At 68.6% G+C, this 25,527-nt stretch carries 23 protein-coding genes and 2 rRNA genes; 12 read left to right on the forward strand and 13 right to left on the reverse strand.

The window, feature by feature from the left end; genetic code table 11:
* Positions 1–50 precede the first annotated feature (50 nt).
* From TNCT6_RS16125 to TNCT6_RS16135, 3 genes are all read left to right on the forward strand, one after another.
* Positions 51–3,174 (forward strand): 23S ribosomal RNA (locus tag TNCT6_RS16125).
* An 87-nt stretch (positions 3,175–3,261) separates the two neighbouring features.
* Positions 3,262–3,378: ribosomal RNA gene (gene rrf, locus TNCT6_RS16130) — 5S ribosomal RNA — on the forward strand.
* A gap of 68 nt (positions 3,379–3,446) precedes the next feature.
* Positions 3,447–4,013 carry a GNAT family N-acetyltransferase gene (locus tag TNCT6_RS16135; RefSeq protein WP_141360024.1) on the forward strand — a complete coding sequence of 189 codons (567 nt, stop codon included), beginning with the start codon at positions 3,447–3,449 and terminating at the stop codon, positions 4,011–4,013.
* Between the two features lie 9 nt (positions 4,014–4,022).
* Here the strand turns inward: TNCT6_RS16135 and TNCT6_RS16140 are convergent, their stop codons facing one another.
* The 6 genes from TNCT6_RS16140 to TNCT6_RS16165 all read right to left on the reverse strand — a co-directional run bounded on the left by TNCT6_RS16140 (position 4,023) and on the right by TNCT6_RS16165 (position 11,321).
* The gene (locus TNCT6_RS16140) at positions 4,023–5,609 is read right to left on the reverse strand and encodes a type IV secretory system conjugative DNA transfer family protein (RefSeq protein ID WP_141360025.1); all 1,587 of its coding nucleotides are present in this window, start codon (positions 5,607–5,609) and stop codon (positions 4,023–4,025) included.
* 13 nt (positions 5,610–5,622) lie between these two features.
* A complete protein-coding gene (locus tag TNCT6_RS16145; protein ID WP_141360026.1) occupies positions 5,623–7,047 on the reverse strand; it encodes an ATP-binding protein in 1,425 nt (474 codons plus the stop codon).
* A gap of 14 nt (positions 7,048–7,061) precedes the next feature.
* On the reverse strand, positions 7,062–8,621 hold the full coding sequence (locus TNCT6_RS16150; protein WP_141360027.1) for an SCO6880 family protein: 1,560 nt from the start codon (positions 8,619–8,621) through the stop codon (positions 7,062–7,064).
* Positions 8,618–9,949 (reverse strand): hypothetical protein, encoded by a 1,332-nt coding sequence (locus tag TNCT6_RS16155; RefSeq protein WP_141360028.1) that lies wholly within the window; start codon positions 9,947–9,949, stop codon positions 8,618–8,620. Before TNCT6_RS16155 ends, TNCT6_RS16150 begins: the two co-directional genes overlap by 4 nt.
* Positions 9,939–10,787, reverse strand: a complete 849-nt coding sequence (locus TNCT6_RS16160) for a hypothetical protein (RefSeq protein ID WP_141360029.1) — start codon at positions 10,785–10,787, stop codon at positions 9,939–9,941. Before TNCT6_RS16160 ends, TNCT6_RS16155 begins: the two co-directional genes overlap by 11 nt.
* Positions 10,788–11,012: 225 nt before the next feature.
* Positions 11,013–11,321 carry a hypothetical protein gene (locus tag TNCT6_RS16165; protein ID WP_009189392.1) on the reverse strand — a complete coding sequence of 103 codons (309 nt, stop codon included), beginning with the start codon at positions 11,319–11,321 and terminating at the stop codon, positions 11,013–11,015.
* 468 nt (positions 11,322–11,789) lie between these two features.
* Between TNCT6_RS16165 and TNCT6_RS16170 the strand changes: the two genes are divergently transcribed.
* The 3 genes from TNCT6_RS16170 (at position 11,790) to TNCT6_RS16180 (ending at position 14,709) form a co-directional block, all read left to right on the forward strand.
* Complete coding sequence (locus tag TNCT6_RS16170) at positions 11,790–12,608, forward strand: serine protease (RefSeq protein WP_141360030.1); 819 nt, start codon at positions 11,790–11,792, stop codon at positions 12,606–12,608.
* A gap of 133 nt (positions 12,609–12,741) precedes the next feature.
* Positions 12,742–13,749 (forward strand): bifunctional lytic transglycosylase/C40 family peptidase, encoded by a 1,008-nt coding sequence (locus tag TNCT6_RS16175; protein WP_172632919.1) that lies wholly within the window; start codon positions 12,742–12,744, stop codon positions 13,747–13,749.
* A 249-nt stretch (positions 13,750–13,998) separates the two neighbouring features.
* Positions 13,999–14,709 (forward strand): phosphatase PAP2 family protein, encoded by a 711-nt coding sequence (locus TNCT6_RS16180; protein WP_141360032.1) that lies wholly within the window; start codon positions 13,999–14,001, stop codon positions 14,707–14,709.
* 58 nt (positions 14,710–14,767) lie between these two features.
* On the opposite strand, the gene TNCT6_RS16185 is transcribed toward TNCT6_RS16180, so the two are convergent.
* Positions 14,768–16,345, reverse strand: a complete 1,578-nt coding sequence (locus TNCT6_RS16185; protein WP_141360033.1) for an FAD-binding oxidoreductase — start codon at positions 16,343–16,345, stop codon at positions 14,768–14,770.
* 444 nt (positions 16,346–16,789) lie between these two features.
* On the opposite strand from TNCT6_RS16185, the gene pstS reads away from it, so the two are divergent.
* The 4 genes from pstS (at position 16,790) to pstB (ending at position 20,923) form a co-directional block, all read left to right on the forward strand.
* Positions 16,790–17,920: a phosphate ABC transporter substrate-binding protein PstS gene (pstS, locus tag TNCT6_RS16190; protein ID WP_141360034.1), complete on the forward strand. Its 1,131-nt coding sequence runs from the start codon at positions 16,790–16,792 to the stop codon at positions 17,918–17,920.
* Between the two features lie 104 nt (positions 17,921–18,024).
* Positions 18,025–19,032 (forward strand): phosphate ABC transporter permease subunit PstC, encoded by a 1,008-nt coding sequence (gene pstC, locus TNCT6_RS16195; protein WP_141360035.1) that lies wholly within the window; start codon positions 18,025–18,027, stop codon positions 19,030–19,032.
* The gene (gene pstA / locus TNCT6_RS16200; protein ID WP_141360036.1) at positions 19,029–20,081 is read left to right on the forward strand and encodes a phosphate ABC transporter permease PstA; all 1,053 of its coding nucleotides are present in this window, start codon (positions 19,029–19,031) and stop codon (positions 20,079–20,081) included. Before pstC ends, pstA begins: the two co-directional genes overlap by 4 nt.
* A 65-nt stretch (positions 20,082–20,146) precedes the next feature.
* Entirely contained in the window at positions 20,147–20,923 is a 777-nt protein-coding gene (pstB, locus tag TNCT6_RS16205; protein ID WP_141360037.1) for a phosphate ABC transporter ATP-binding protein PstB, read from the forward strand.
* Positions 20,924–21,052: 129 nt separating this feature from the next.
* Here the strand turns inward: pstB and TNCT6_RS16210 are convergent, their stop codons facing one another.
* Genes TNCT6_RS16210 through TNCT6_RS16220 form a run of 3 tightly spaced genes read right to left on the reverse strand, consistent with a single transcriptional unit; the run spans position 21,053 to position 22,911 of the window.
* Positions 21,053–21,253, reverse strand: a complete 201-nt coding sequence (locus TNCT6_RS16210; protein WP_141360038.1) for a DUF5988 family protein — start codon at positions 21,251–21,253, stop codon at positions 21,053–21,055.
* Between the two features lie 31 nt (positions 21,254–21,284).
* On the reverse strand, positions 21,285–22,283 hold the full coding sequence (locus tag TNCT6_RS16215) for an inorganic phosphate transporter (RefSeq protein WP_141360039.1): 999 nt from the start codon (positions 22,281–22,283) through the stop codon (positions 21,285–21,287).
* 7 nt (positions 22,284–22,290) lie between these two features.
* Positions 22,291–22,911 (reverse strand): DUF47 domain-containing protein, encoded by a 621-nt coding sequence (locus TNCT6_RS16220; protein ID WP_026252685.1) that lies wholly within the window; start codon positions 22,909–22,911, stop codon positions 22,291–22,293.
* A gap of 215 nt (positions 22,912–23,126) precedes the next feature.
* Here TNCT6_RS16220 and TNCT6_RS16225 point away from each other — a divergent pair, with 215 nt between their 5' ends.
* The gene (locus TNCT6_RS16225; protein WP_141366487.1) at positions 23,127–23,480 is read left to right on the forward strand and encodes a metal-sensitive transcriptional regulator; all 354 of its coding nucleotides are present in this window, start codon (positions 23,127–23,129) and stop codon (positions 23,478–23,480) included.
* Positions 23,481–23,483: 3 nt separating this feature from the next.
* Here TNCT6_RS16225 and TNCT6_RS16230 read toward each other — a convergent pair whose 3' ends face one another.
* Together TNCT6_RS16230 and TNCT6_RS16235 are read right to left on the reverse strand one after the other, a co-directional pair.
* On the reverse strand, positions 23,484–23,735 hold the full coding sequence (locus TNCT6_RS16230; protein WP_141360040.1) for a hypothetical protein: 252 nt from the start codon (positions 23,733–23,735) through the stop codon (positions 23,484–23,486).
* Between the two features lie 119 nt (positions 23,736–23,854).
* Positions 23,855–24,655 carry a hypothetical protein gene (locus TNCT6_RS16235; protein WP_253266122.1) on the reverse strand — a complete coding sequence of 267 codons (801 nt, stop codon included), beginning with the start codon at positions 24,653–24,655 and terminating at the stop codon, positions 23,855–23,857.
* Positions 24,656–24,878: 223 nt separating this feature from the next.
* Here TNCT6_RS16235 and TNCT6_RS16240 point away from each other — a divergent pair, with 223 nt between their 5' ends.
* Positions 24,879–25,070, forward strand: coding sequence for a hypothetical protein (locus TNCT6_RS16240; protein WP_141360042.1), 192 nt, complete (start codon positions 24,879–24,881; stop codon positions 25,068–25,070).
* Between the two features lie 14 nt (positions 25,071–25,084).
* On the opposite strand, the gene TNCT6_RS16245 is transcribed toward TNCT6_RS16240, so the two are convergent.
* Positions 25,085–25,513, reverse strand: a complete 429-nt coding sequence (locus tag TNCT6_RS16245) for an NUDIX hydrolase (RefSeq protein ID WP_141360043.1) — start codon at positions 25,511–25,513, stop codon at positions 25,085–25,087.
* Positions 25,514–25,527: the final 14 nt, after the last annotated feature.

The raw sequence follows: 25,527 nt of genomic DNA on the forward strand, positions 1-25,527 counted from the left end.
CGGGTGGTTGGTCGTTGTTTGAGAACTGCACAGTGGACGCGAGCATCTGTGGCCAAGTTTTTAAGGGCGCACGGTGGATGCCTTGGCACCAGGAACCGATGAAGGACGTGGGAGGCCACGATAGTCCCCGGGGAGTCGTCAACCAGGCTTTGATCCGGGGGTTTCCGAATGGGGAAACCCGGCAGTCGTCATGGGCTGTCACCCTTGTCTGAACACATAGGGCAAGTGGAGGGAACGCGGGGAAGTGAAACATCTCAGTACCCGCAGGAAGAGAAAACAACCGTGATTCCGGGAGTAGTGGCGAGCGAAACCGGATGAGGCCAAACCGTATGCGTGTGAGACCCGGCAGGGGTTGCGCATGCGGGGTTGTGGGATCTCTCTTCTACGGTCTGCCGGCCGTAGGACGAGTCAGAAACCGTTGATGTAGGCGAAGGACATGCGAAAGGTCCGGCGTAGAGGGTAAGACCCCCGTAGTCGAAACGTCAGCGGCTCGTTTGAGAGACACCCAAGTAGCACGGGGCCCGAGAAATCCCGTGTGAATCTGGCGGGACCACCCGCTAAGCCTAAATATTCCCTGGTGACCGATAGCGGATAGTACCGTGAGGGAATGGTGAAAAGTACCCCGGGAGGGGAGTGAAATAGTACCTGAAACCGTGTGCCTACAAGCCGTGGGAGCGTCGGACGAGGACTTGTCCTCGTCTCGTGACTGCGTGCCTTTTGAAGAATGAGCCTGCGAGTTTGCGGTGTGTTGCGAGGTTAACCCGTGTGGGGAAGCCGTAGCGAAAGCGAGTCCGAATAGGGCGTTTCAGTAGCACGCTCAAGACCCGAAGCGGAGTGATCTAGCCATGGGCAGGTTGAAGCGGAGGTAAGACTTCGTGGAGGACCGAACCCACCAGGGTTGAAAACCTGGGGGATGACCTGTGGTTAGGGGTGAAAGGCCAATCAAACTCCGTGATAGCTGGTTCTCCCCGAAATGCATTTAGGTGCAGCGTCGTGTGTTTCTTGCCGGAGGTAGAGCACTGGATAGGCGATGGGCCCTACCGGGTTACTGACCTTAGCCAAACTCCGAATGCCGGTAAGTGAGAGCGCGGCAGTGAGACTGTGGGGGATAAGCTCCATGGTCGAGAGGGAAACAGCCCAGAGCATCGACTAAGGCCCCTAAGCGTACGCTAAGTGGGAAAGGATGTGGAGTCGCACAGACAACCAGGAGGTTGGCTTAGAAGCAGCCACCCTTGAAAGAGTGCGTAATAGCTCACTGGTCTAGTGATTCCGCGCCGACAATGTAGCGGGGCTCAAGCGTACCGCCGAAGTCGTGTCATTGCAGCGTATAGCCCCAACGGGTGCTGTGATGGGTAGGGGAGCGTCGTCTGCCGGGTGAAGCGGCACTGGAAGGTAGTCGTGGACGGTTGACGAGTGAGAATGCAGGCATGAGTAGCGATTCACACGTGAGAAACGTGTGCGCCGATTGACTAAGGGTTCCTGGGTCAAGCTGATCTGCCCAGGGTAAGTCGGGACCTAAGGCGAGGCCGACAGGCGTAGTCGATGGATAACCGGTTGATATTCCGGTACCCGCTGTGAAGCGTCAAACATCGAGCATCGTGATGCTAAGGCCGTGAAGCCGCCCCTGATCTCTTCGGAGTGAGGGGGAGTGGTGGAGCCGCTGAACCAAGCGGTTAGTAGGTGAGTGATGGGGTGACGCAGGAAGGTAGTCCATCCCGGGCGATGGTTGTCCCGGGGTAAGGGTGTAGCCCGAGTGGTAGGTAAATCCGCCGCTCATGCAGGGTGAGACCTGATGCCGAGCCGATTGTGGTGAAGTGGATGATCCTATGCTGTCGAGAAAAGCCTCTAGCGAGTTTCATGGCGGCCCGTACCCTAAACCGACTCAGGTGGTCAGGTAGAGAATACCGAGGCGTTCGGGTGAACTATGGTTAAGGAACTCGGCAAAATGCCCCCGTAACTTCGGGAGAAGGGGGGCCACGCCTGGTGATCACTCTTGCAGTGTGAGCTGGGGGTGGCCGCAGAGACCAGCGAGAAGCGACTGTTTACTAAAAACACAGGTCCGTGCGAAGCCGTAAGGCGATGTATACGGACTGACGCCTGCCCGGTGCTGGAACGTTAAGGGGACCGGTTAGCTCACTTTCGGGTGGGCGAAGCTGAGAACTTAAGCGCCAGTAAACGGCGGTGGTAACTATAACCATCCTAAGGTAGCGAAATTCCTTGTCGGGTAAGTTCCGACCTGCACGAATGGCGTAACGACTTCTCGACTGTCTCAACCATAGGCCCGGTGAAATTGCACTACGAGTAAAGATGCTCGTTTCGCGCAGCAGGACGGAAAGACCCCGGGACCTTTACTACAGTTTGATATTGGTGTTCGGTTCGGCTTGTGTAGGATAGCTGGGAGACTTTGAAGCGGCCACGCCAGTGGTTGTGGAGTCGTCGTTGAAATACCAGTCTGGTCGTGCTGGATGTCTAACCTGGGTCCGTGATCCGGATCAGGGACAGTGTCTGATGGGTAGTTTAACTGGGGCGGTTGCCTCCTAAAGGGTAACGGAGGCGCCCAAAGGTTCCCTCAGCCTGGTTGGTAATCAGGTGTTGAGTGTAAGTGCACAAGGGAGCTTGACTGTGAGACCGACGGGTCGAGCAGGGACGAAAGTCGGGACTAGTGATCCGGCGGTGGCTTGTGGAAGCGCCGTCGCTCAACGGATAAAAGGTACCCCGGGGATAACAGGCTGATCTTCCCCAAGAGTCCATATCGACGGGATGGTTTGGCACCTCGATGTCGGCTCGTCGCATCCTGGGGCTGGAGTCGGTCCCAAGGGTTGGGCTGTTCGCCCATTAAAGCGGTACGCGAGCTGGGTTTAGAACGTCGTGAGACAGTTCGGTCCCTATCCGCTGTGCGCGTAGGAGTCTTGAGAAGGGCTGTCCCTAGTACGAGAGGACCGGGACGGACGAACCTCTGGTGTGCCAGTTGTTCTGCCAAGGGCATGGCTGGTTGGCTACGTTCGGGAGGGATAACCGCTGAAAGCATCTAAGCGGGAAGCCTGCTTCGAGATGAGGACTCCCACCCACTTGATGGGGTAAGGCTCCCAGTAGACGACTGGGTTGATAGGCCGGATCTGGAAGCACCGTGAGGTGTGGAGGTGACCGGTACTAATAGGCCGAGGGCTTGTCCTCAGTTGCTCGCGTCCACTGTGTTGGTTCTGAAACCACGAACAACCGTCGTAGCCGTTGCTGCGGCTCCGGTTGATTGTTTCATAGTGTTTCGGTGGTCATAGCGTGAGGGAAACGCCCGGTTACATTCCGAACCCGGAAGCTAAGCCTCACAGCGCCGATGGTACTGCAGGGGGGACCCTGTGGGAGAGTAGGACGCCGCCGAACAAATTTTAAGAAAGGGCCCACACCGAAAAGGTGTGGGCCCTTTTGTTTTGGTGCATTACCGTGGCCCCATGAGCAGCCCCAGCAGCACCGAGCAGTACGTCGTCCGTGCCGTGCGCACCGAGGAGTGGCCCGCCGCGAAGGTGCTGCGGCTGGTCGCGCTCCAGGACCCGGTGGCCCACCTCGCCTTTCTGGAGACGTACGACGACGCCGTGGCCAGGCCGGACTCGTTCTGGCAGGAGCGGACGGCCGGGGCCGCCGTGGGGTCGGACGACGCCCGGCAGTTCGTCGTGGAGGGGCCGGACGGCGAGTGGGCCGGAACCGTGACCGTGCTCGTGGAGGAGGCCGGCACGACGGACTGGGCCGGGTTCCCGGTCGAGCGGCGGCAGGGACATGTCGTCGGTGTCTACGTGCGGCCCGAGCACCGCGGGTGCGGGCTGACCGAGGTCCTGTTCGACGAGGCCCTGCAATGGGCCTGGGACACCGGCGTGGAGCGCGTGCGGCTGATCGTGCACGAGGACAACGGGCGGGCCCTGCGCTTCTACCGCAGGATCGGGTTCCTGCCGAGCGGGGTCACCGTGCCGCTGACGGCCGGTTCGGCGGAGTCCGAGCTGGAGTACGTCCTCGAACGTCCCTGAGGGCCCTGGTCACGCCGGGAGTTCGTCGTGCGGCCAGCGGGCACGTGCCTGCTCGCGGGAGCGGAGCAGGGCCAGCGTGGGCAGCCCCTGGTCGGCTCCGTCGGCCAGCAGCCCCGGGAGCTGGGGCAGCGGGGCGACGGCGGCCACGTCGTCCAGGACGAGTGCGAGTGGTGGGTCGAGGCGACCGGAGGATGACCGTTCGGCCATGCGCCGGCCGCGCTCGACCACGCTTGAGGCGAGTGCCGTCAGGAGGGGCATCGCACCCGGGTTGGTCCGGGGATCCTCGAGGGATTCGCCGACCACATAGAGCGTGCCCCCTTCGTTCACGAAGGAATCCAAGGCGACGGCATCAGTTCGGTTTGGAGTGCAGGCCTCGCGGATGTTCACCGTGAACAGTGAGGCCAGTGCTCGGCTGGTCAACTCCTGTGCGAGGTCCCGCCGTTCGGGGTACGAGGTGAGTGAGGCCTCCAGCTCGCCGGCCGCTCCGGCGGCGGCCTTGGGGTTCGTACGGAGGATTCGCACGGCCTCCTGGACCTGTGTGCCCTGCGCCCAGCGGTGGACGTGGCGGACGGCGCGGCCGTCTATGGCGGCGGCGTGCAGGAAGCTGCGCAGAAGGGTCTCCGCGGTGTCGCCGGTCGCCTGGTCGACCTTGGCGGTGGGGCGGACCGGGGCGAGCAGTGCGGCGGCCCTGGCGGCCGCCGTCGCCTTGTCCTCGCAGCCCGCCGTGGGGGACCAGTGGAGGCGGGCCGGGGTGTCGCAGAGGTGGGCGGGGTCGTAGAGGAGGACCGGGCCCAGCTTGGCCCGGGAGTCCTTCGTGTCCTGCCACAGGGCCGGGTTCGACGTGATGACGAGGGCCGGGCCTGCCGCATCCCGGATCGCCTGCGCCGCGGCCGCCTGCCGGGCCTCTCGCGGTGCGATCAGGACCTTCTCCCGTCCGCCGGCCGGTCCGCCGTGGCTGCCGGCGTCGAAGGGCACGAGGGGCTGTGCGAGGGGTGTCGCGGGTGCCGGCCGGTCCGCGGGCCGCGGTGCCTCGACCGGCTGCAGGGCTTCCACGGTCTGTGGGGCCTCCGTGGGCTGCTGGGCGGCCACGAGCGGCCGTCCGGGCTCCGGGACCGTCCGCTGGGTGGGGACCTCCTGGGGAACCGGCGCAGGCACCTCCTGGGGTTCCGGCGCCGCCGTCCGTTCCCGGGCCGCCTCTCTCTCCGCCCGTCTGCGTGCTCTCCCGGCTCTCCACCGGGCCACCGTGCCCAGCACGAACACGGTCAGCACGAACAGCACCATCAACTGGCCGATGAACAGGCCCCAGAACAGCCCGTATCCCGACAGTCGCTCCGGTGCGGTGTCCGGCCAGGCGCCGGGGATGTCGTGCGGGTCGGCGATGAGGTGGCGCATCGCCAGCGGTGTGCGGGTGAAGGCGACCCCGGAGGGCCAGGAGCCGTTGGCGAACAGGCCGGCGAGTCCGGTGGCCGTCCACACCAGCAGGGTCATGCCGAGCAGGAAGGCCAGGACGCCGACCAGCAGGCTGTCGGGAACGCCGCCCTGGCCGTCCCGCCGGCCCTGGCGGCCCTGTCCGTGGTCGCGGTCGTCCGGTCTCACGCGTGCGTCCCCTCTAGGCCACCGTCGACTCCGAGGAGCCGTCCAGGTCGGCGATGTGCTGTCCCATGTAGGCCGCCGCCCGTTCCTCGACCTCCAACTCCGCGGCGCGCAGGGTGTCGTCGGAGAGGCGGTCGCTGGAGGACTCCGTCATGGCGCGGTCGGTGAACACCAGCGGCCGTTCGGTCTCGGTGACCAGGTGTTTGACCACCTGGACATTGCCGTTGACGTCCCAGACCGCGATACCGGGCGTCAGGGTCGGGATGATCTCGACCGCCCACCTGGGCAGACCGAGCACCCGTCCCGTCGCCCTCGCCTCGTCCGCCTTCTGGGCGTAGATCGTCCTGGTGGAGGCCATCTTCAGGATCGCTGCGGCCTCCTTGGCCGCTGCTCCGTCCACCACGTCGGACAGGTGGTGGACGACGGCCACGAACGACAGACCCAGCCGGCGGCCGAACTTCAGCAGCCGCTGGAAGAGCTGGGCCACGAACGGGCTGTTGATGATGTGCCAGGCCTCCTCGACCAGGAAGATGCGCTTCTTGCGGTCGGGGCGGATCCAGGTGTGCTCCAGCCACACGCCGACGATCGCCATCAGGATCGGCATGGCGATGGAGTTGCGGTCGATGTGGGACAGGTCGAAGACGATCAGGGGCGCGTCCAGGTCGATGCCGACCGTGGTGGGGCCGTCGAACATGCCGCGCAGGTCGCCGTCGACCAGGCGGTCCAGGACCAGTGCCACGTCCAGGCCCCAGGCCCGTACGTCGTCTATGGCGACGTTCATCGCCTCGGCCGACTCCGGTTCGGGGTGCCGGAGTTGCTCGACGATGTCCGACAGCACGGGCTGGCGTTCCACGATCGTCTCGTTGACGTACGCGTGGGCGACCTTCAGCGCGAAGCCGGAGCGCTCGTCCAGGCCGTGGCCCATCGCGACCTCGATGATGGTCCGCAGCAGCGCCAGCTGGCCCGTGGTCGTGATCGACGGGTCCAGGGGGTTGAGCCGGATGCCGTGGTCCAGGGCGGCCATCGGGTCCAGCCGGATCGGCGTTATCCCCAGCTCCTCCGCGATGAGGTTCCACTCGCCCACCCCGTCCTCGCCCTGGGCGTCCAGGACGACGACCTGGCGGTCGCGGAAGCGGAGCTGGCGCAGGACGTAGGTCTTCTCCAGCGCCGACTTGCCGTTGCCGGACTCGCCGAGGACCAGCCAGTGCGGCGCGGGGAGTTGCTGGCCGTACAGCTGGAAGGGGTCGTAGATGTAGCCCTTCCCGGAGTACACCTCGCGCCCGATGATGACGCCCGAGTCGCCCAGGCCGGGCGCGGCGGTGGGCAGGTAGACCGCCTGGGCCTGGCCCGTGGACGTTCTCACCGGCAGCCGGGTCGTCTCCACCTTCCCGAACAGGAAGGATGTGAAGGCGTCCGTGAGTGCGGTCAGCGGGTCCCGCATCAGAGCATCAGCCCCTACCGTCGGATTCCGGTGGCGAACGGAAGCGTGTTCACGAAGGCGCGGTGGTGCTCGCGGTCGCACCACTCCAGTTTCAGGTAGGACTTCCCGGCCGAGGCTCTGATCGTCCGCTTGTCGCGGGCCAGGGACTCGGGGGAGCGGGAGGACACGGTGATCCAGCCGACCAGGTTGACGCCGGCCGCGCCGCTGGCGAGGTCCTCGCCGCGCTGGTCGAGGCGGCTGTGGGCGGCCACGTCGCGCGGGTCCACGGTGCGGTTCATCTTCGCGGCGCGGCTGGCCTCGGCGACGTCGTTGGTCTTCTCGGTCAGCATGCGCTCGATGGCGACCTCGGTGGGTTCGAGGTCCATCGTGACGGCGACGGTGCGGATGACGTCCGGGGTGTGGACGAGGAGGGGCGCGAGGAAGTTCACGCCGACCGGGGTCATCGGCCACTCCTTGACCCAGGCGGTGGCGTGGCACCAGGGTTCGCGGGTCGCCGACTCGCGGGTTTTGGCCTGGAGGTACGTCGGCTCCATGGCGTCAAGTTCGGCCGGCCAGGCGTTGCGCTTGGTCATCGCCTGGATGTGGTCGATGGGGTGGTCCGGGTCGTACATGGAGTGGATCAGCGAGGCCAGCCGGCCCTGACCGAGCGGCTGCCGTACGCGGATGTCGGCTTCCTGGAGCCGGGAGCAGATGTCGGTCAGCTCGCGGGCCATGACGACCGCGAGTCCGGCGTCCCGGTCCAGCTTGCGGCCCGCCTGGGGCCGGGCGGCCCGCGCCATGGCGTGGGCCTCGGCGGCGAGTTCGCGGGTGTAGTGCATGCAGGCGACGAGGTAGGCGCGGTGCTGCTCGCTGCTGGTGGACACCATGGACTGCAGTTGGTCGTAGGACCCCTGGAGCCACTGCGGCGCCCGCTCGTCGCCGCGTACGGTGACGTCCTTGGCGTGGGCGTCGGGGTCGGCGGGGAGGGTGCGGGCGAGCATCTGCAGGCGGGTGACGAAGCCGTCGCCGTTGGCCACGTGCTTGAGCAGGGTGCCGAAGCGGTCGACGAGGGCCTCCTGGTCCTCGGAGTCACGCAGGCCGACGCCGGGGCCCTCGATCTCGATGGCGGCGGTGACCGTCTTGCGGTCGGCGTGCAGCAGTACGGCGATCTCGTCCGGTCCGAACGGCGCGGCGAGCCAGGTGATCCGGCCGATGCCGGGCGGCGGACCGATCTCGACCTCCCGGCCGTCCAGGTCCGTTCCGGCCTCCATCACGCCCGAGCGGTAGACGGCGGCGCTCTTGACGGTGCGCTTGTAACTGCGGTTGATCTCGAACCACTTGTAGAACGTGCGGTGCCGGTACGGCAGATAGACCGCGGCCAGCGACAGCAGCGGGAAGCCGGTCAGCAGCACGATGCGCAGGGGCAGCACCGGGACCAGCAGGCCGCACATCATGCCGATGAACGCGCCCGCGATGATCAGGACGATCTCACCGGTCTCGCGGTTGCGGCCGACGATCGCGTTCGGCCGGGCGCGGCCGATCAGATATGTACGGCGGGGCGTGACCGTGTGGGACACATGGGAATCGGTCGTCAACGCCCTTCACCTCCCGTGCGGTTGGTACTGCTCTTGCGGGTGCTTCCGGCGTGGGGGGAGTTCACCGGGCTGGGTGCGCGGGGAGCGGGCGCGGCGGAGGGGACAGATCCGCCGCCGTCCGGGACGCGCGCGCTGTGCGCGGCGACGCCGCCGGAGACCGGGTTGGCCGGGCGCGCGGACGACTGGCCGCCGCCACCGCCGTTGCTGTCGGCCCGCGTGCTGTGGGTCTTGATGCCCTGTGCGACCAGGCTGGCCGGGGAGCTGATGACCGCGGCGGCCTTGCCCTCGGCGCCCTGCATGATGCGGTTGTTGCGGCCGGCCGCGATCTCGTCGCCGAAGCCCGGGACGAACCGGTAGATCATGGCGCTGGCGAAGATGGCCAGCAGGATGATCGCGAGGCCGGAGACGACCGCGGAGAAGGCGCCGGGTCCGTTGTCGCCCGAGGACAGCGCGCCGGCGAGCCCGAGCACGATCACGATGACCGGCTTCACCAGGATCACCGCGATCATGATTCCGGCCCAGCGGCGTACGTGCCCCCACAGGTTCTTGTCGACCAGCCCGGCGTAGACGACGGTGCCGAGCAGGGCGCCGACGTACAGCAGGGCGGCGCGGATGACGAGTTCCAGCCAGAGCACGCCGGCGGCGAGGATGGAGACCAGGGAGACGACTATCAGCATGATCGGCCCGCCGCCGATGTTCTCGCCCTTGGCGAGCGCGGCGGAGAACGTGCCGAAGAAGGTGCCGGCCTGGTCGCCGGTCGCCTTGGCGAGGACGTCGGAGACGCCGTCGGTGGCCGAGACGACCGTGTAGAGGATCAGCGGGGTGAAGGCCGAGGCGAGCACGGTCAGCCAAAGGAAGCCGACCGCCTCGGAGATGGCGGTGGTCAGCGGCACGCCGCGCACGGCCCGCTTGGCCACGGCCAGCAGCCAGAGCAGCAGCGTGAGCACGGTCGACGCGGCGAACACGACCGCGTACTGCTGGAGGAACTTCTGGTTGGTGAAGTCGACGTTCGCGGTCTCCTGCACGGCCTTGCTGAGCTTGGTGACGGTCCAGGAAGCGGCGTCGGCACAGCCCTTGGCGAGGGAGGAGAGGGGGTCGAGGGTGGAGGTGGGGTCGGGGGCCCGGGAACCACCGTCGCTGGGGCTGTTGCCACGCTCGCAGTACTGCCTGGCCCGGCCGACGATGAGGTCGCAGTGGTTGTCGCTCGGCGACGGCGTCGGGCTGGGTGAGGGCGCGGCGACGGCACGGGTGGCCAACAACACGACCGACGTCTGCACGGCTGCCACGGCTCCGGTGAGCTTGAGCAGGCGCTGCTTGCTACCGGGCATACGTGAACCCTCCGTACTCTTCGATGGCCTTGCGGATCTCGTCGGAGGTGGCGGCCTTGTCGTCACCGGGGACCGGGGCGGGGCCGTCCTTCTGCGAGTCGGAGACGATCTTCCAGTCGCCTCTCGACCACTGGAGTTCGAACGTCCACGTCTTCCACGACGAGGTGACCGGGTCGGTGGAGGTCTCCGCGGACATGCCGATCAGTCCCATGTACCAGACCGCGATCTCGGCGCCGCTCTCGCTGTACTGCTTCACGGTGGTGCCCACCGGCACCACGCGTGAGACGAACGTGCTGCCGGTGGGCGGGTTGCCTTCGGCGTCCAGGCCCATCCGGTTGAGGAAGTCCGTCGAGTAGGCCTGGTCCATGGGTCCTTGGAGTCTGGCTGCCGCGTCGGGGGTGTAGAGGAGGTCCAGGAGGGTGTGCCGGGTGTCCTTCTTGAACATGCCGGTCGAGCCGAGGGCCACGGCGTAGTTCGCGGCAGCGCTCTGCGCCCCCTGCTCGTCGTGTGCGAACCCCGACGGGATTCCGCCCGTCTTCGTCTGCACCGGCTGTTTGCCGGTCGCCGCGGTCGCCGCCGCCTTCGGCTTGTCGGCGTTGCCGCCGGCGGCGGGGGCGCGGCCTCCCGAGCGGTTCGCGAAGGCGATCGCGGCGATGAGGAGGACGACCACGGCGACCACCGTGATCAGGCTGCGCGAGGACGAGCGGCCGCCGCGCCGCGCGCCGCCGTAGGGGTCGCCGGGCCGGTCCGGGAGCCGGGTGCGGGTCTGCCCGCCCGCGTACGACCCGTCGTCGGCGCGCGCCGAATCGCCGTACCCGTGCCCGTCTGAGCGACTCATGCCCCTTCCGCCCCCTCGACCTCGTACCGGAATGCATGGAAGTACGACGGTAGCCGTGCTGGTTCCCGCGTGGACGCGGTGTGGTGACTCGACATCAGGGAAACGCAACCTCGGCCGGTGGGCACGGTGGGTGGGTAGGGGCAGCGGGGGCACCGGGCGCGTCCGGAGGGTCCGACCGGCGGTGCGCACGGAGCACCGTGCGCGGCATGCGCGGGTGTGCGCCGGTTACACGGCCATGCCGTACACGATGGTGAAGAGCGTGCCGAGCGAGCCGATGATGAACACGCCCGTCAAACCGGCGATGATCAAACCCTTGCCCTGTTCGGCGCTGAACGTGTCGCGCAGGGCCGTGGCGCCGATGCGCTGCTTGGCGGCGCCCCAGACGGCGATGCCGAGGCAGAGCAGGATGGCCACGGCCATCACCACCTCGATCATCACCTTCGCCTCGTTGCCCAGGCTGCCGAAGGGGCCCCAGTTCGGAGCGATCCCGCCGATGATGGTGTTGATGTCTCCCTTGTCGGCCGCAAAGAGCATGTAAGTCACCGCCCCTGTTGGGTAGTTCCGCGTCCCCTGCCCTCGTGCAGAGGTCAGGCCCATTCTCGCCGACAATGACGCCGCCGTATGTCGACTTGGCGGCATTGCCTGGTGGGTTTCGTACGTATGGTCACTCTGTGTATCACGGCAGGTCACGCCGGGCAATGAAGTCCGAGCGCAACCCGTGGTGTGGTTCCGTCGTTGACGTTTCTTCCGTGCCGGTACGGTTTCTGACGACCAGTCGGGTGAGCGGTCGTCCGTGGCCGATGGTCTCACGCTTTTCCGCGGCGGCACCGCGTTCGCATGTCCGCCGGTTCCGGCGTCGAGCGGGCCGTCGAGCGGGACGCGCCGGGAGGGACAAGTCGGGAGGTGGTGTGAGGCCGGTCATACGATGAACGGGCGTTTCACAGGAGAATCTCAGGGAAGTCGGGGTCCGATTCTCACCCTCGTCCATCACAGTGGAGCCTGATGAAGCGCACCACAGGTATCAAGAGCACCGCTGATCGCGCACGTCCCGGGCATCGCCGGGCACGTGCGCGGGCGTTGTTCGCCGTGCTGGTGCTGCTGGCGGCGACCTCCGCTTCCGTCGCGGCCGCGCACGACGGGCCCGGCCGGCACGGGGCGAGCGGGCCGCTCGGAGTGACCGCCGTCACGTCGAAGACCCCGCGGAGCGCCCGGGTCGGGGCGCTGTTCGGCGCGGACAAGGCGGGCGACCTCGCGGGCAACCACTTCTGCACGGCCTCGGTGGTGCACAGCCCCCGCCGGAACCTCGTCGTCACCGCCGCCCACTGCCTGAGCGGGGACTCCGGCCTGGTGTTCGTGCCGGGGTACCGGGACGGCCGGGCGCCCTACGGCGTGTGGACGGTCGAGCGGCGCTTCCTGCCCGACGACTGGTCCGCCCACCAGGACGAGGACAGCGACATGGCCTTCGCCGTGGTCGCCCCGCAGGGCCGCAAGGGTGTCGAGGACGTCGTCGGTGCCAACCGCTTCGTCACCGGGGCGTCGACCGGGGCGACCACGGTCACCGTCACCGGCTACCCGGACTCCCTTGAGGTGCCCATCAGCTGCACCAACAGGCCGCAGGCCCACAGCGGCACCCAGCAGCGCATCGACTGCCCGGAGTTCACCGGCGGCACCAGCGGCAGTCCGTGGATCAACGAGCACCAGGAGGTCGTCGGCGTGCTCGGCGGCCACGAGGCGGGCGGCTCGACGGCGGACACCTCGTACAGCGTGGTCCTCGGGGCCGGCGCGGCGGAGCTCTACAAGCACGCGTCCGCCGATCCCTGATCCGCGCCGCGCTCCCGGCGGGGTCGCACGGCGACCGGCCGCCGTGCTGCCCTGCGCCCGTGTGTGATCACCTCAAAAGCGCGACGGGCACCTCTACACTGTCGACGGCGGACTCCCGTGTGACGAGGGGCGGTTGACGGTGCGTAAGGCATGGATCGTGGCGGCCGCCGCCGCCGCTTCCGGGCTCAGCTTCGTCACCTTGCTCGTCGTCGGCGTGTACGTCGTCGCGGGGGACATCTCGGGCGGGGCGGGCGGCGGGTCCGTGGGGCTCGCCAAGGGCGCCGTGCCGGCCGCGTACCAGTCCCTCGTGCAGAGGTGGGGCAACCTCTGCCCCGCGATCAACCCGGCTTTGCTGGCTGCCCAGTTGTACCAGGAGAGCGGGTTCAACCCGAACGCCAGGAGCCCCGCTGCGGCGCAGGGGATAGCGCAGTTCATCCCGAGCACCTGGGCCACGCACGGCATCGACGGCGACGGCGACGGGAAGGCGGACGTCTGGAACCCCAACGACGCGATTCCGTCGGCCGCGTCCTACGACTGCGAACTCGCGTCGTACGTCAAGGACGTGCCGGGCGACGTGACCCACAACATGCTCGCCGCCTACAACGCCGGGGCCTACGCGGTGATCAAGTACGGCGGCGTGCCGCCGTACGCGGAGACCCGGAACTACGTGAAGACGATCACGACCCTGGAGAAGAGCTTCGCCGCCCCCGTCACCCGCGTCGATCCCTCCAAACAGGCCGCCGTGGCCATCTCCTTCGCGCAGAGCAAGCTCGGCACGCGCTATCTGTGGGGCGGGAACGGCACCGCTGAGCAGGGCGGACGGTTCGACTGCTCGGGGCTGACCAAGGCCGCCTACGAGAGCGTGGGGGTCACGCTGCCGCGGGTCGCCAACGACCAGTACAACGCCGGTCCCCATCCCAAGCGGGACGAACTGCTGCCGGGGGATCTGGTGTTCTTCTCCGACGATCCGACCAACTCGCGGGCCATCCGGCACGTCGGCATCTACGTCGGTGGCGGGTACATGATCGACGCGCCGAGACCGGGCGCCGTGATCCGCTTCGATCCCATCGACACACCCGACTACTTCGGGGCCACCAGGGTCACCGAGGACGGCGCGAAGGCGCTCCCCACCGCGGTGTGAACGGGCGCTGAGCCAACTCCCTGAGCTGCGGCGACGAGTCTCTCTTCGATAACGTCTGCGTGATCATTCGGTGGAGTGCGGAACGCATCCATCAGGGTCGTGCGTTGGTGTTCACGTAGCCAAGTGCGCGTCCGGTGGCGTGTGTGTCCTACGCGCGCGCAGCGGAAGCGGATCCACGACCACGGGGGTGGGCAGGGGCGGCGCACGCCGGGTGTGCCCGCGACGACACGACGAAGGGGCCTCAGCAGGATGGCTGGACTCGCCGAATCCGGGTCGAACCCCGACGTCGACCTGCTCTACGACATCAACAGCCTGGCCAAGGACGCGCCGCGCTGGTTCGACCGGGTCATGGAGTACGTCGGTGAGTACGGGCTGCTGCTCGCCATGGTGCTGCTCGTGCTGTGGTGCTGGTGGTCCGTGCGGCGCCGGGGCGGCGAGGGGGCGGCGTCCGCCGTCGCCGCGCTGGTGTGGGCGCCGCTGGCGGCCGGTCTCGCGGTGCTCGTGAACGTGCCGATAAGGGGTTTCGTGCAGCGGCCCCGGCCCTTCCTGGACCATCAGGGGCTGGATGTCCTGGTGCAGGGGAAGGCCGACTACTCCTTCGTGAGCGATCACGCGACGATCACCATGGCGATGGCGGTCGCGCTGTTCGTCGTCGACCGGCGCTTCGGCCTGGTGGGGATCGGGCTGGCACTGCTCGAGGGGTTCTGCCGGGTGTACATGGGCGTGCACTACCCGACGGACGTGGTCGGCGGGTTCGCGCTGGGTACGGCTGTCGCGCTGCTGCTCTCCCCGCCGGCCATGGCTCTGCTCACGCCGCTGCTCAAGGCGGTCGAGGGGTCGGCGTGGGGCGGCCGGCTGGTGCGCGCGCGGGGTGCCGGTGCCGGTGCGGGCGGCGCGGTGGTCTCCGACCGCCCCTCCGAGGAGCGGGCGTCGTCGGAGGAGCGGGACCTGGCGGCGTAGCCGGGCGCCCCGGCGCCCGCCGCGGCACCTCGGCGGTACGGCCGTCCGTGGCCGGGTCTCACAGGCCCTGCGGGTACGAGAAGAAGTCCTGCGGGTCGTACTGGTGCTTCAGCTTGGTCAGACGGGCCGCCGCGTCGCCGTAGTAGGCCGTGCGCCAGTTCCTGAGAGTGGGGTCGCTGTAGTTCTGGTAGGCCGCGCCTGAGGCGTAGGGCCGCATGGCGTTGTGCGCCGACGTCAGCCAGGACTGGGCCGCCGAGCCGGTGGTGCCCGGGCGCCAGGAGGCGACGTACTGGGCCAGCATGCGGGAGCGGCGGTGGACGAAGGCCGTCGCCGTCGGGGAGACCCGGTTGACCGCCCCGCCGAGCGCGGTGAACGCGATGCTTCCCGCGCCGCCCCGCACCGAGCGCAGCTGGGCCAGCAGTGTCTGGATGCCGGCCGAGGACAGGGAGTGGTCGAAGAAGTCCGAGCGGGCCGCGTAGGTCTCGCGGCGGAGCTTGCCCTGCGGGGAGCGGCCGGGGGTCGTGCCCGGCAGGTGGCACTGGGCGTTCACCGGGAAGGACGAGCAGCCGGCGTAGGCCTCCATGGCCTGCTCGAAGGAGTGGCGCCTGAGCGACACGCTCGACGCCGGGGCGCCGATCGCCGCGGCCAGGCGGTCCACCGCGTTCTGCAACGCGCCGTAGGTGCCCAGGGAGAAGGCGGCCACGGACACGGTGGGCGTGCCGCCGGCCGTGTTCTCCAGGTGCAGGGACGACCAGATCTCGTCCGGCTGGCTGGGCCCCCAGTCCTGCCAGGCCTTCACGACCGCCGCCGCCTTCGCCCACGGCCATGTCAGGTACGCCGACACGGCCTGGGGTGCGGGGTGGGTCCTGAACTCCAGTTCGGTGACGACGCCGAAGTTGCCGTTGCCCGCGCCGCGCAGCGCCCAGAACAGGTCCTTGTTCCGGGTGGCGTCGGCCGTCAGCTGCCTGCCGTTCGCGGTGATGAGGGTGGCCCGGGTCAGGCTGTCGCAGGTCAGGCCGTAGGCGCGGGCGACGACTCCGTGGCCGCCGCCGAGGACCAGGCCGGAGATGCCCACGGTCGGGCAGGAGCCGCCGGGGATTGTCACGCCCTTCGCGGTGAGCGCGCGGTAGATGTCGATGAGCTTGGCGCCGGCGCCGATCACCGCCGAGGAGCCGCTCGCCCGGATCTGACTGAGCCTGGAGACGTCGATGATCAGCCGGCCGTCGCCGGAGGACCAGCCTCCGTAGGAGTGGCCGCCGTTGCGGACGGCGACGCGGACGTGGTGGGCGTGGGCGTAGGACAGGACCGTCCGGACGTCCTCGGCGTGGGCCACGTACGCGACCGCGGCGGGCTTGAGGCTGTCGAAGCGGGTGTTGTAGAGCTGCTTGGCGGTCGTCCAGGAGGCGTCGCCGGGGCGGACCAGGGTGCCGTCCAGGGAGCGGGCGAGCGCTGCCCAGCCGGTCGCGGCCGGGGGGCTGGTGGTTCTCGGCGCCGTACTCGCGGCGGGGGTGCCGGAGACCGCCGACATCCCCGTGGCGGTGGTCCGGGACGTCACCCCGCCCCTGCCGCTGCACGCGCTCGTCGCGATCGCGGCGACCGCTGCCGCGCCGCCCCCCAGGAAAGTCCGTCGTTCCATGCCCGCACCTCCTGTCGTTCCTGTGGAACGAGACGACGAGGTGGCCCGGAGGGTTCCGGGGAACCACGCCGCAGGACTGCCACAGTACGGCGGTCGGGGCGTCACCGACACGCGAGCGCGGGGCGTATCAGTCGCGCGGGCCGCCGGCGCGGTGCAGTCTGCGGGGAGGGGAACACGGCGGACTCCCTGGTGTCCGGCGCGCCCCCGTGTCCGTGGCGACCGGCCTTCCGGCCATGTCTCCTCCGTGGCCTCGACGTAAGCATTCCGTGACCTCACCGCACTGTCGGCAGGGGTTCACCCCGCGTTCACTTCCGGCAATCGGCGGCTTCACCTGTTCTGCCTAATTTCGGCCTTACCCGGTGCTGATGCGCAGGTCGGTGCATCGGTGTCGCTCACACCCTCGCACGCCGCCGGACAGGACGGCGGCTCTTGGAAGGAACTCAAGTGAAGCTTCAGCGCAAGACCCGGCGGGCACTCGCTCTCGGCGCACTCGCCGTCTCCGGCGCCCTGGCCCTCACGGCGTGCGGCTCCGACGACACCGGTGGCAAGAACAACGCCGGCAGCGACAGCAGCACCGCGGCCTCCAACAGCTCCATCAAGTGCGACGACGCCAAGGGCCAGCTGCTCGCCGACGGCTCCTCGGCGCAGAAGAACGCGATCGACGCCTGGGTGAAGCAGTTCAGCCAGGCCTGTGGCGTGCAGATCAACTACAAGGGCGGCGGCTCCGGCGCCGGTGTCACGGCGTTCACCCAGGGCCAGGTGGCCTTCGCGGGTTCCGACTCGGCGCTGAAGCCCGAAGAGGTCGCCGCCTCCCAGAAGGTCTGCACCGATGGCGGTCAGGGCATCGACCTGCCGATGGTCGGCGGCCCGATCGCGCTCGGCTACAACGTCCCGGGCGTGGACAACCTGGTCCTCGACGCTCCCACCCTGGCGAAGATCTTCGACAGCAAGATCAAGAACTGGGACGACGCGGCGATCAAGAAGCTGAACCCCGACGCCAAGCTGCCCAACCTCAAGATCCAGGCGTTCCACCGCTCGGACGAGTCCGGCACCACGGACAACTTCACCAAGTACCTGAAGGCCGCCACCCCCGCGAACTGGAAGTACGAGGGCGGCAAGGCCTGGCAGGCCAAGGGCGGCCAGGCGGCTCCGCAGTCCTCCGGTGTGGCCCAGCAGGTGAAGCAGACCGACGGCGCGATCGGCTACTTCGAGCTGTCGTACGCCAAGGACATGCCCACGGTCGACATCAACACGGGTGCCGCGGCCCCGGTCAAGGCCACCGTCGAGAACGCCACCAAGGCCATCGCGGACGCCAAGGTCGTCGGCACCGGCAGCGACCTGGCGCTGCAGCTGAACTACAACACCAAGGCCGAGGGTGCCTACCCGATGGTCCTGGTCACGTACGAGATCGTCTGCGACAAGGGCAACAAGGCCGACACCCTGCCGGCCACCAAGGCGTTCCTGCGCTACATCGCCAGCGAGGAGGGCCAGAACATCCTCACCGAGAACGACTACGCGCCGATCCCTGACGCGATCATCAGCAAGGTCCGTACCACCATCGACGGCCTGAGCTGATCCGAGTGCGGCCCGGTCCCCCAGCGGGGGCCGGGCCGCACCTTCCGGTGCACCGCCGCCAGGAGCCGTACGCCCGCGTACGTCTCCGCAGACCGGAGATCCCGATGGACATATCAACGCATACGACAGGCGCCGACGCGCCTTCCCCCCAGCCCGCCGAGGCCGAGCAGAAGCGTGCCGCCCGCGGCGCCACCCGTCCCGGAGACCGGATCTTCCTCGGTCTCACCCGTGGGTCGGGCATCCTGCTGCTGGTCGTCATGGCCGCGATCGCGGTCTTCCTCACCTACCGTGCCTCCCTGGCGATCAGCAAGGACCACGGCAACTTCCTGACCACCTTCGAGTGGAACACCAGCCTTCAGCCGCCGGTCTTCGGTATCGCCGTGCTGGCCTTCGGCACGGTGGTCTCCTCGATCATCGCCATGGTCATCGCCGTCCCCGTCGCGGTCGCCATCGCGCTCTTCCTCACGCACTACGCCCCGCGTCGGCTGAGCGGTCCCATCGCCTACGTGGTCGACCTGCTCGCCGCCGTGCCGTCCATCGTGTACGGCCTGTGGGGCGCGCTGATGCTGGTCCCGCACCTGGACGGCCTGTTCGGCTGGCTGAACGACTACCTCGGCTGGACCGGCGTCTTCTCGTGGGAGGGCGGTGCCCCCCGCTCGATGCTCACCGTCGGCATCCTGCTGGCGATCATGATCCTGCCGATCATCACCAACGTCAGCCGTGAGGTCTTCCGTCAGGTCCCGCGGATGCACGAGGAGGCGGCCCTGGCCCTCGGCGCCACGCGCTGGGAGGTCATCCGCATGTCGGTGCTGCCCTTCGGGCGGTCCGGCGTGATCTCCGCCTCGATGCTCGGTCTCGGCCGTGCGCTCGGAGAGACGATGGCCGTCGCCACCGTGCTCTCCCCGGACTTCCTCATCCACGGCAGCCTGCTCGACCCGGGCGGCGGCACCTTCGCCCAGAACATCGCCAGCAAGTTCAGCGAGGCGACGGAGTACGGCCGTGACGCGCTGATCGCCTCCGGTCTGGTCCTGTTCGTCATCACTCTGCTGGTCAACGGCGCGGCCCGTCTGATCATCGCCCGCCGCAAGGACTACTCGGGGGCCAACGCATGAGCCACGCAGCCATCGCCGACAAGCGCTCCAGCAGTCTGCGCGGCGCCAGCCTGCCCAAGTGGTCCCCGTGGGCCATCGCCCTCGGCTCGCTCGTCGTCGCGGTCCTCATCGGTCTGGTGGGCGGCCTCCACAGCCGCGTCCAGTGGGGGCTGATCGCCGCGATCCTTTTCGTCCTCGGTACGTACGGCATCGCCGCACGCGTCGAGGGCCGGCGCCAGGCCAAGGACCGGGTCGCGACCAGCCTCGTCTGGGTCGCCTTCCTGCTCGCCCTGGTGCCGCTGATCTCCCTGGTCTGGACGACCGTCCAGCGCGGTGTGAAGGTCCTGGACGGCTACTTCCTGACCCACTCGATGGGCCTGGTCGCCGACACCGAGCCGGGCGGCGGCATCTACCACGCCATCATCGGCAGCCTCGAGCAGGTCGGCCTCGCCACCCTGATCGGCGCGCCGGTCGGTGTGCTCACCGCGATCTACCTGGTGGAGTACGGGGGCGGCAGGCTCGCCAAGGCCATCACCTTCTTCGTCGACGTGATGACCGGCATCCCGTCGATCGTCGCGGGCCTGTTCATCCTCAGCCTGATGCTGATCTTCAAGATGCAGCCGTTCGGCTTCGCCGGTTCGCTGGCCCTGGCCATCCTGATGATGCCCGTCGTGGTCCGCTCCACGGAGGAGATGCTCAAGCTCGTACCGAACGAGCTGCGTGAGGCGTCCCTCGCCCTGGGCGTGCCGAAGTGGCGCACGATCCTGCGGGTGGTCCTGCCGACCTCCATCGGCGGCATCACGACCGGCATCGTGCTGGCCATCGCCCGTATCGCCGGTGAGACCGCCCCCGTGTTGCTGCTGGTCTTCGGAAACCCCTTCATCAACACGAACCCCTTCGAGGGGGCGCAGTCCTCGCTGCCGCTGTACATCTACCAGCAGTACGCGAACAGCGCGGGCTCGGGCGCGGCGTACGACCGTGCGTGGGCGGCCTCGCTCACCCTCATCGCCTTCGTGATGATCCTCAACCTCGTGGCCCGCGGCATCGCCCGCTGGAAGGCCCCCCGTTAACGATCTGCGGCTGCTGCCGCGCGGGGCCTGTCAGCGACCCCCGGACTTTTGGAAGTGAAGTAGTCATGGCCAAGCGAATCGATGTCAGCGGGCTCACCGCCTACTACGGCGCCCACAAGGCGATCGAGGACATCTCGATGACGATCGAGCCGCGCTCGGTGACGGCGTTCATCGGCCCCTCCGGCTGCGGCAAGTCGACGTTCCTGCGCACCCTCAACCGTATGCACGAGGTCACCCCGGGCGGCCGGGTCGAGGGCAAGGTGCTCCTGGACGAGGAGGACCTGTACGGCGCCGGGGTCGACCCGGTGGCCGTGCGGCGCGAGGTGGGCATGGTCTTCCAGCGCCCGAACCCCTTCCCCACCATGTCGATCTTCGACAACGTGGCGGCGGGACTGCGGCTGAACGGCAACTACCGCAAGAGCGAGCTGAGCGACATCGTCGAGAAGTCGCTCAAGGGCGCCAACCTCTGGAACGAGGTCAAGGACCGCCTGAGCAAGCCCGGCTCGGGCCTCTCCGGCGGTCAGCAGCAGCGTCTGTGCATCGCCCGCGCCATCGCGGTCGAGCCGAAGGTGCTGCTCATGGACGAGCCCTGCTCCGCCCTCGACCCGATCTCCACGCTCGCCATCGAGGACCTGATCGGTGAGCTGAAGGAACGCTTCACGATCGTCATCGTGACGCACAACATGCAGCAGGCGGCGCGCGTCTCGGACCGCACGGCGTTCTTCAACCTGGCGGCCGTGGGCAAGCCGGGCCGGCTGATCGAGATCGACGAGACCGAGCGGATCTTCTCCAACCCGTCCGTGCAGGCGACCGAGGACTACATCTCCGGCCGCTTCGGCTAGACCGCCGGTCCCCCCGGATCCCTCGCGGTGCTGCATGGCGGTGCCACCGCGAGGACGCAGAAGGGCCCGCCCCCGGCTCCCGGGGGCGGGCCCGCGCGATTTCACCGGCCGGGGTGCGCGCCCGGCCGCTCACTCGGCGACTTCGGTGCGCTCCCACCACTGGTAGACGGTGACGTGTCCTTCCTTGCTGTCCTCGTGGCGCGAGGTGACCTTGTAGTGCTCGTATCCCCCGAGGTGCGGGATCTTCAGTTCCTGTCCGGGAGGGACCACCGGCACCACGGTGCCCGCGAGGTCCTCCGGCCCGCCTTCGAGGAGTGCCTTGCTCGTCATGGTTCCAGTGTCACCACACCGGGCCCGGCTGCTACAGGAACGCCAGTCTGATCAGCCAGAAGGCGCAGGCGGCCACGATCGCCGCGGCCGGCATGGTGATGAACCAGCCCAGGACGATGTTCTTCGCCACGCCCCAGCGGACGGCGTTGACCCGCTTCGTCGCGCCCACACCCATGATCGCCGAGGTGATGACGTGGGTCGTGGAGATCGGCGCCTTGAAGAGGTACGCCGTGGCGAACATGATCGACGCGCCGGTCGTCTCGGCGGCGAAGCCCTGCGGCGGGTCCAGTTCGATGATCTTGCGGCCCAGGGTGCGCATGATGCGCCAGCCGCCCGCGTAGGTGCCCAGCGACAGCATGAGAGCGGAGACCAGCTTCACCCACACCGGGATCGGGTCGCCGTACGTCTCGACGCCGCCGATGACCAGCGCCATCACCACGACACCCATGGTCTTCTGGGCGTCCTGCAGACCGTGCCCGAGGGCCATGCCGGCCGCCGACACCGTCTGCGCTATGCGGAAGCCGCGCTTGGCCTTGTGCGGGTTGGTGCGGCGGAAGATCCACATGATCGCCGTCATGACCAGGTAGCCGACGATCAGGCCGATCACCGGCGACAGGAACATCGGAGTGACGATCTTGTCGAGCACCCCGGACCAGTACACCGTCGTACCGCCCGCGAGGGCCGCGCCCACCATGCCGCCGAACAGGGCGTGCGAGGAGGACGAAGGAAGGCCGAAGTACCAGGTGACCAGGTTCCAGACGATGGCCCCGAGCAGGGCCGAGAAGAGGATGCCCATCCCCTTGCCGCCGGTGGGCGTCTGGATCAGGCCCTCGCTGACGGTCTTGGCGACCCCGCTGCCGAGGAAGGCGCCGGCGAGGTTCATCACCGCGGCCATCGCCAGCGCGGCGCGCGGGGTGAGCGCCCGGGTCGACACGGAGGTCGCGATGGCGTTGGCGGAGTCGTGGAAGCCGTTGGTGTAGGCGAAGCCGAGTGCGACCAGAATGGTCAGGATCAGAGCGAAGGTGTCCATGGACGCCTCAGGACTCCTTGACCGCGATGGTCTCCACCGTGTTCGCCACGTGCTCGAAGGCGTCCGCGGCTTCCTCCAGCACGTCCACGATCTGCTTGAGCTTCAGCACCTCGATCGCGTCGTACTTGCCGTTGAACAGGTGGGCGAGCAGCTTGCGGTGGATCTGGTCCGCCTGGTTCTCCAGACGGTTCACCTCGATCCAGTACTCGGTGAGGTTGTCCATGGTCCGCAGATGCGGCATGGCCTCCGCCGTCAGCTCCGCCGCCCTGGCCAGAACCTCGATCTGCTGCTCGACGCCCTTGGGCAGTTCCTCGACGTTGTAGAGGACGACCAGGTCGACGGCCTCCTCCATGAAGTCCATGATGTCGTCGAGGGACGACGCGAGGGAGTAGATGTCCTCGCGGTCGAAGGGCGTGATGAACGAGGAGTTCAGCTGGTGGAAGATCGCATGCGTGGCGTCGTCACCTGCGTGTTCCGCGGCCCGCATACGCTCTGCGATCTCGGCCCGGGCGGAAGCGTCCGCCCCGAGCAGTTCCATCAGGAGTTTCGAGCCCGTGACGATGTTGTCCGCGGACGCGGCGAACATGTCGTAGAAGCTCGTCTCCCTGGGGGTCAGACGAAAGCGCACGTGGGGTCCTCGGGGTGCTTCGGTTCGGGTCAGGGTGATGTTAAGCGCATCATCCGGCCACGGCTAAGGGGCCGTCCCCCAGTGTCGCCCATGAGCCCCCGTGCTCGGCACGGGGGCATGCCAAGGCTGCTGCCGCCCGGCAGAATTCGTTACGATATACCCGCCAGGGGTATGTCTCCTCGGTGTGTACCGAGAATTCCGAGAGCGAGGACGCGATGACGACCACCGAGGCCGGCGCGACGGCGACCTCCGAGAACGTGAGCGGAATCACCGGACACGAGCCCGTCACGCACGGTTACCACAAGCAGAAGGACGAGCACCTCAAGCGGCTCCGCCGGATCGAGGGCCAGATCCGCGGGCTCCAGCGGATGGTCGACGAGGACGTCTACTGCATCGACATACTCACCCAGGTGTCCGCCTCCACGAAGGCTCTCCAGTCCTTCGCCCTGCAACTGCTGGAGGAGCACCTGCGGCACTGCGTCGCCGACGCGGCCCTCAAGGGCGGGGCGGAGATCGACGCGAAGGTGGAGGAGGCCACGAAGGCGATCGGGCGGCTGCTGCGCACCTGAGGCTCACCGGTCCGGGCGGCTGCCGGGGTGCGTGGGGCTCACCGGTCCGGGCGGCTGCCGGCAGGCCCCCGGCGTCTTCCGGCCCGTGCCGGCCTCGCGCTCCTCGGCCACCCGCAGCACCTCGTCGATGCTCTCCAGGCTGAGCCGCTCCTCGGCCGCCGAGGCCGCGATGATCAACTCGCCGCACAGCTCTATCTCGGCGAGGGCCACGTGGTCCTGGACTGCCGTACCGCCGAGCGGAGCCACGCGCGTCACCTCTTCCCTGCCGTCTGCCGCTGCCGACTTCCTAGGGTAGGGAGCGGCCTGCGCGCGGCGCATGGCACCAAAGGGCTAGTTCGCCGGTCATTTCTCGGCCCATTCGGGTCCGTCCCGGCTCACTCCTCGGCGATTCGCCCGGTGTAGATGTCCTGCGGCCGCGGCAGCGTCACGGTCACCGGCGTCCCGAAGGCGTACAGCAGCGTCGTGGAGAAGACGGCGACGGTGCGTCCCAGCTGCCCGTTGACGAAGGCGAAGCTCTGCCGGAGCTTGCGGATGCGGCCGTGGTCGTCGAGGTAGACGTCGAACGGGACCGAGCTCGTGGCGAACCCTTTCGCCGCCGCGTTCAGCGCCTCCTCGTCGGCTGCGGTGGCGCTCTTCGCCGCCAGGGCGAGATCGGCGGTGCCCCGGTAGTGCCGGACCGGGACTCCCGCGACCTCGGTCCTCTCCACGTACGTGGCCGTGCGCGTGCCGCGCAGCACCTCGGCGGCGGCGAACGGGTCGGTGGCGCCGCCGGTGACCAGGTTGCCGTCGACGAGCGTGGCCGTGTCCACCCGCACCCACTTGTCGGCCGGCACGCCCGCTCCCCGGTTCTTCATGAACAGGGCACCCGGTGCGAGGAGCTCGGTGATCGGCACGTGCTCGGCGGCCCCGGCCGGGTCCTGCGGCAGGACCAGCGTCAGCCGCCCGCGCTGCCCGCGGAAGTCGTAGCCGCCCTCGCCGCGGATCGTCACACGGGTCCCGCCGGTGGCCATCTCCATCGACGTACGGGCCTGCGCGCTGCCCGCCTCCAGCAGCACGTCCGGCGCCTGGCGCAGGGTCTGCACCGGATCGGTCGCGGCGCGCGCGTCCTCGGCGGCCGCGCCGCCGCCGGAGCATCCGGTGACGCACGCGCCGGCCAGGACGGCTGCCGCGAGCACCGCGCCGCCCCTCCCGGCCCGCGCGCCCGGCCCCACCCGAGCACGAGCAGGAGGGACACCCAGCCGCCGCCGCACCGCCATCGCCCTGCCTACCCCCAGCTGTTACGTCCGTCACGGGCCCTGTCGTCCGGTCAACGACGAGTGGGTGGCCCCCGTCACGCACGCACCCGATCCACAGGAGCCGGTAACGCCCCGTTCACCTGACGTGGGTACGTTTGTCGACGTGGTGCAGCATGAGGGCCTGAGCCCCGCCCAGGAGGACCGTAGGAGCAGGGACGCCGTGGGACACCGTGCGACGACCGTCGAACAGGGCCGTTTCTGCCTGGCCCGCTGCACCTGCGGCTGGCGCGGGCCGGCCCGCCGGGCCCGCAGCCTGGCCCGCACGGACGCGCTGGGGCACGAGGGCGGCGCCTGACCGCAGCGGCGCGCTCAGCCCCGGCGCAGGGCCGCCGCCAGTTCGTCCGCCAGCTCGCGGTCGCGGAACTGGGTCAGCCGGTTCCGGGCTTCGGCCGGGGACAGCCACCGGACGCGGTCCACCTCCTTGTTGGGGGTGAAGCGTCCCGCGATGGCCTCGGCGGCCCAGTAGCGGACCTGTTTGGGCCGGCCGCCCGCCATGTAGGTCACGGTGCTCAGCTCGACGCCGGCGACGGCGACGAAGCCCGTCTCCTCCGCCACCTCGCGCAGGGCGCCCGCCAGCGGGTCCTCACCGCGCTTGAGCTTGCCCTTGGGGTGGGACCAGTCGTCGTACTTCGGCCGGTGGACCAGGCACAGCCGGAGCGTGCCGTCCAGCGGCGAGCGGCGCCACAGCACGCAGCCGGCCGCCAGGACGGGTGTGTCGTTCGGGTCGAGATCGGTCACCGGTGTTCACCCGT

The sequence above is a fragment of the Streptomyces sp. 6-11-2 genome (genome assembly GCF_006540305.1).
Lineage (GTDB): Bacteria > Actinomycetota > Actinomycetes > Streptomycetales > Streptomycetaceae > Streptomyces.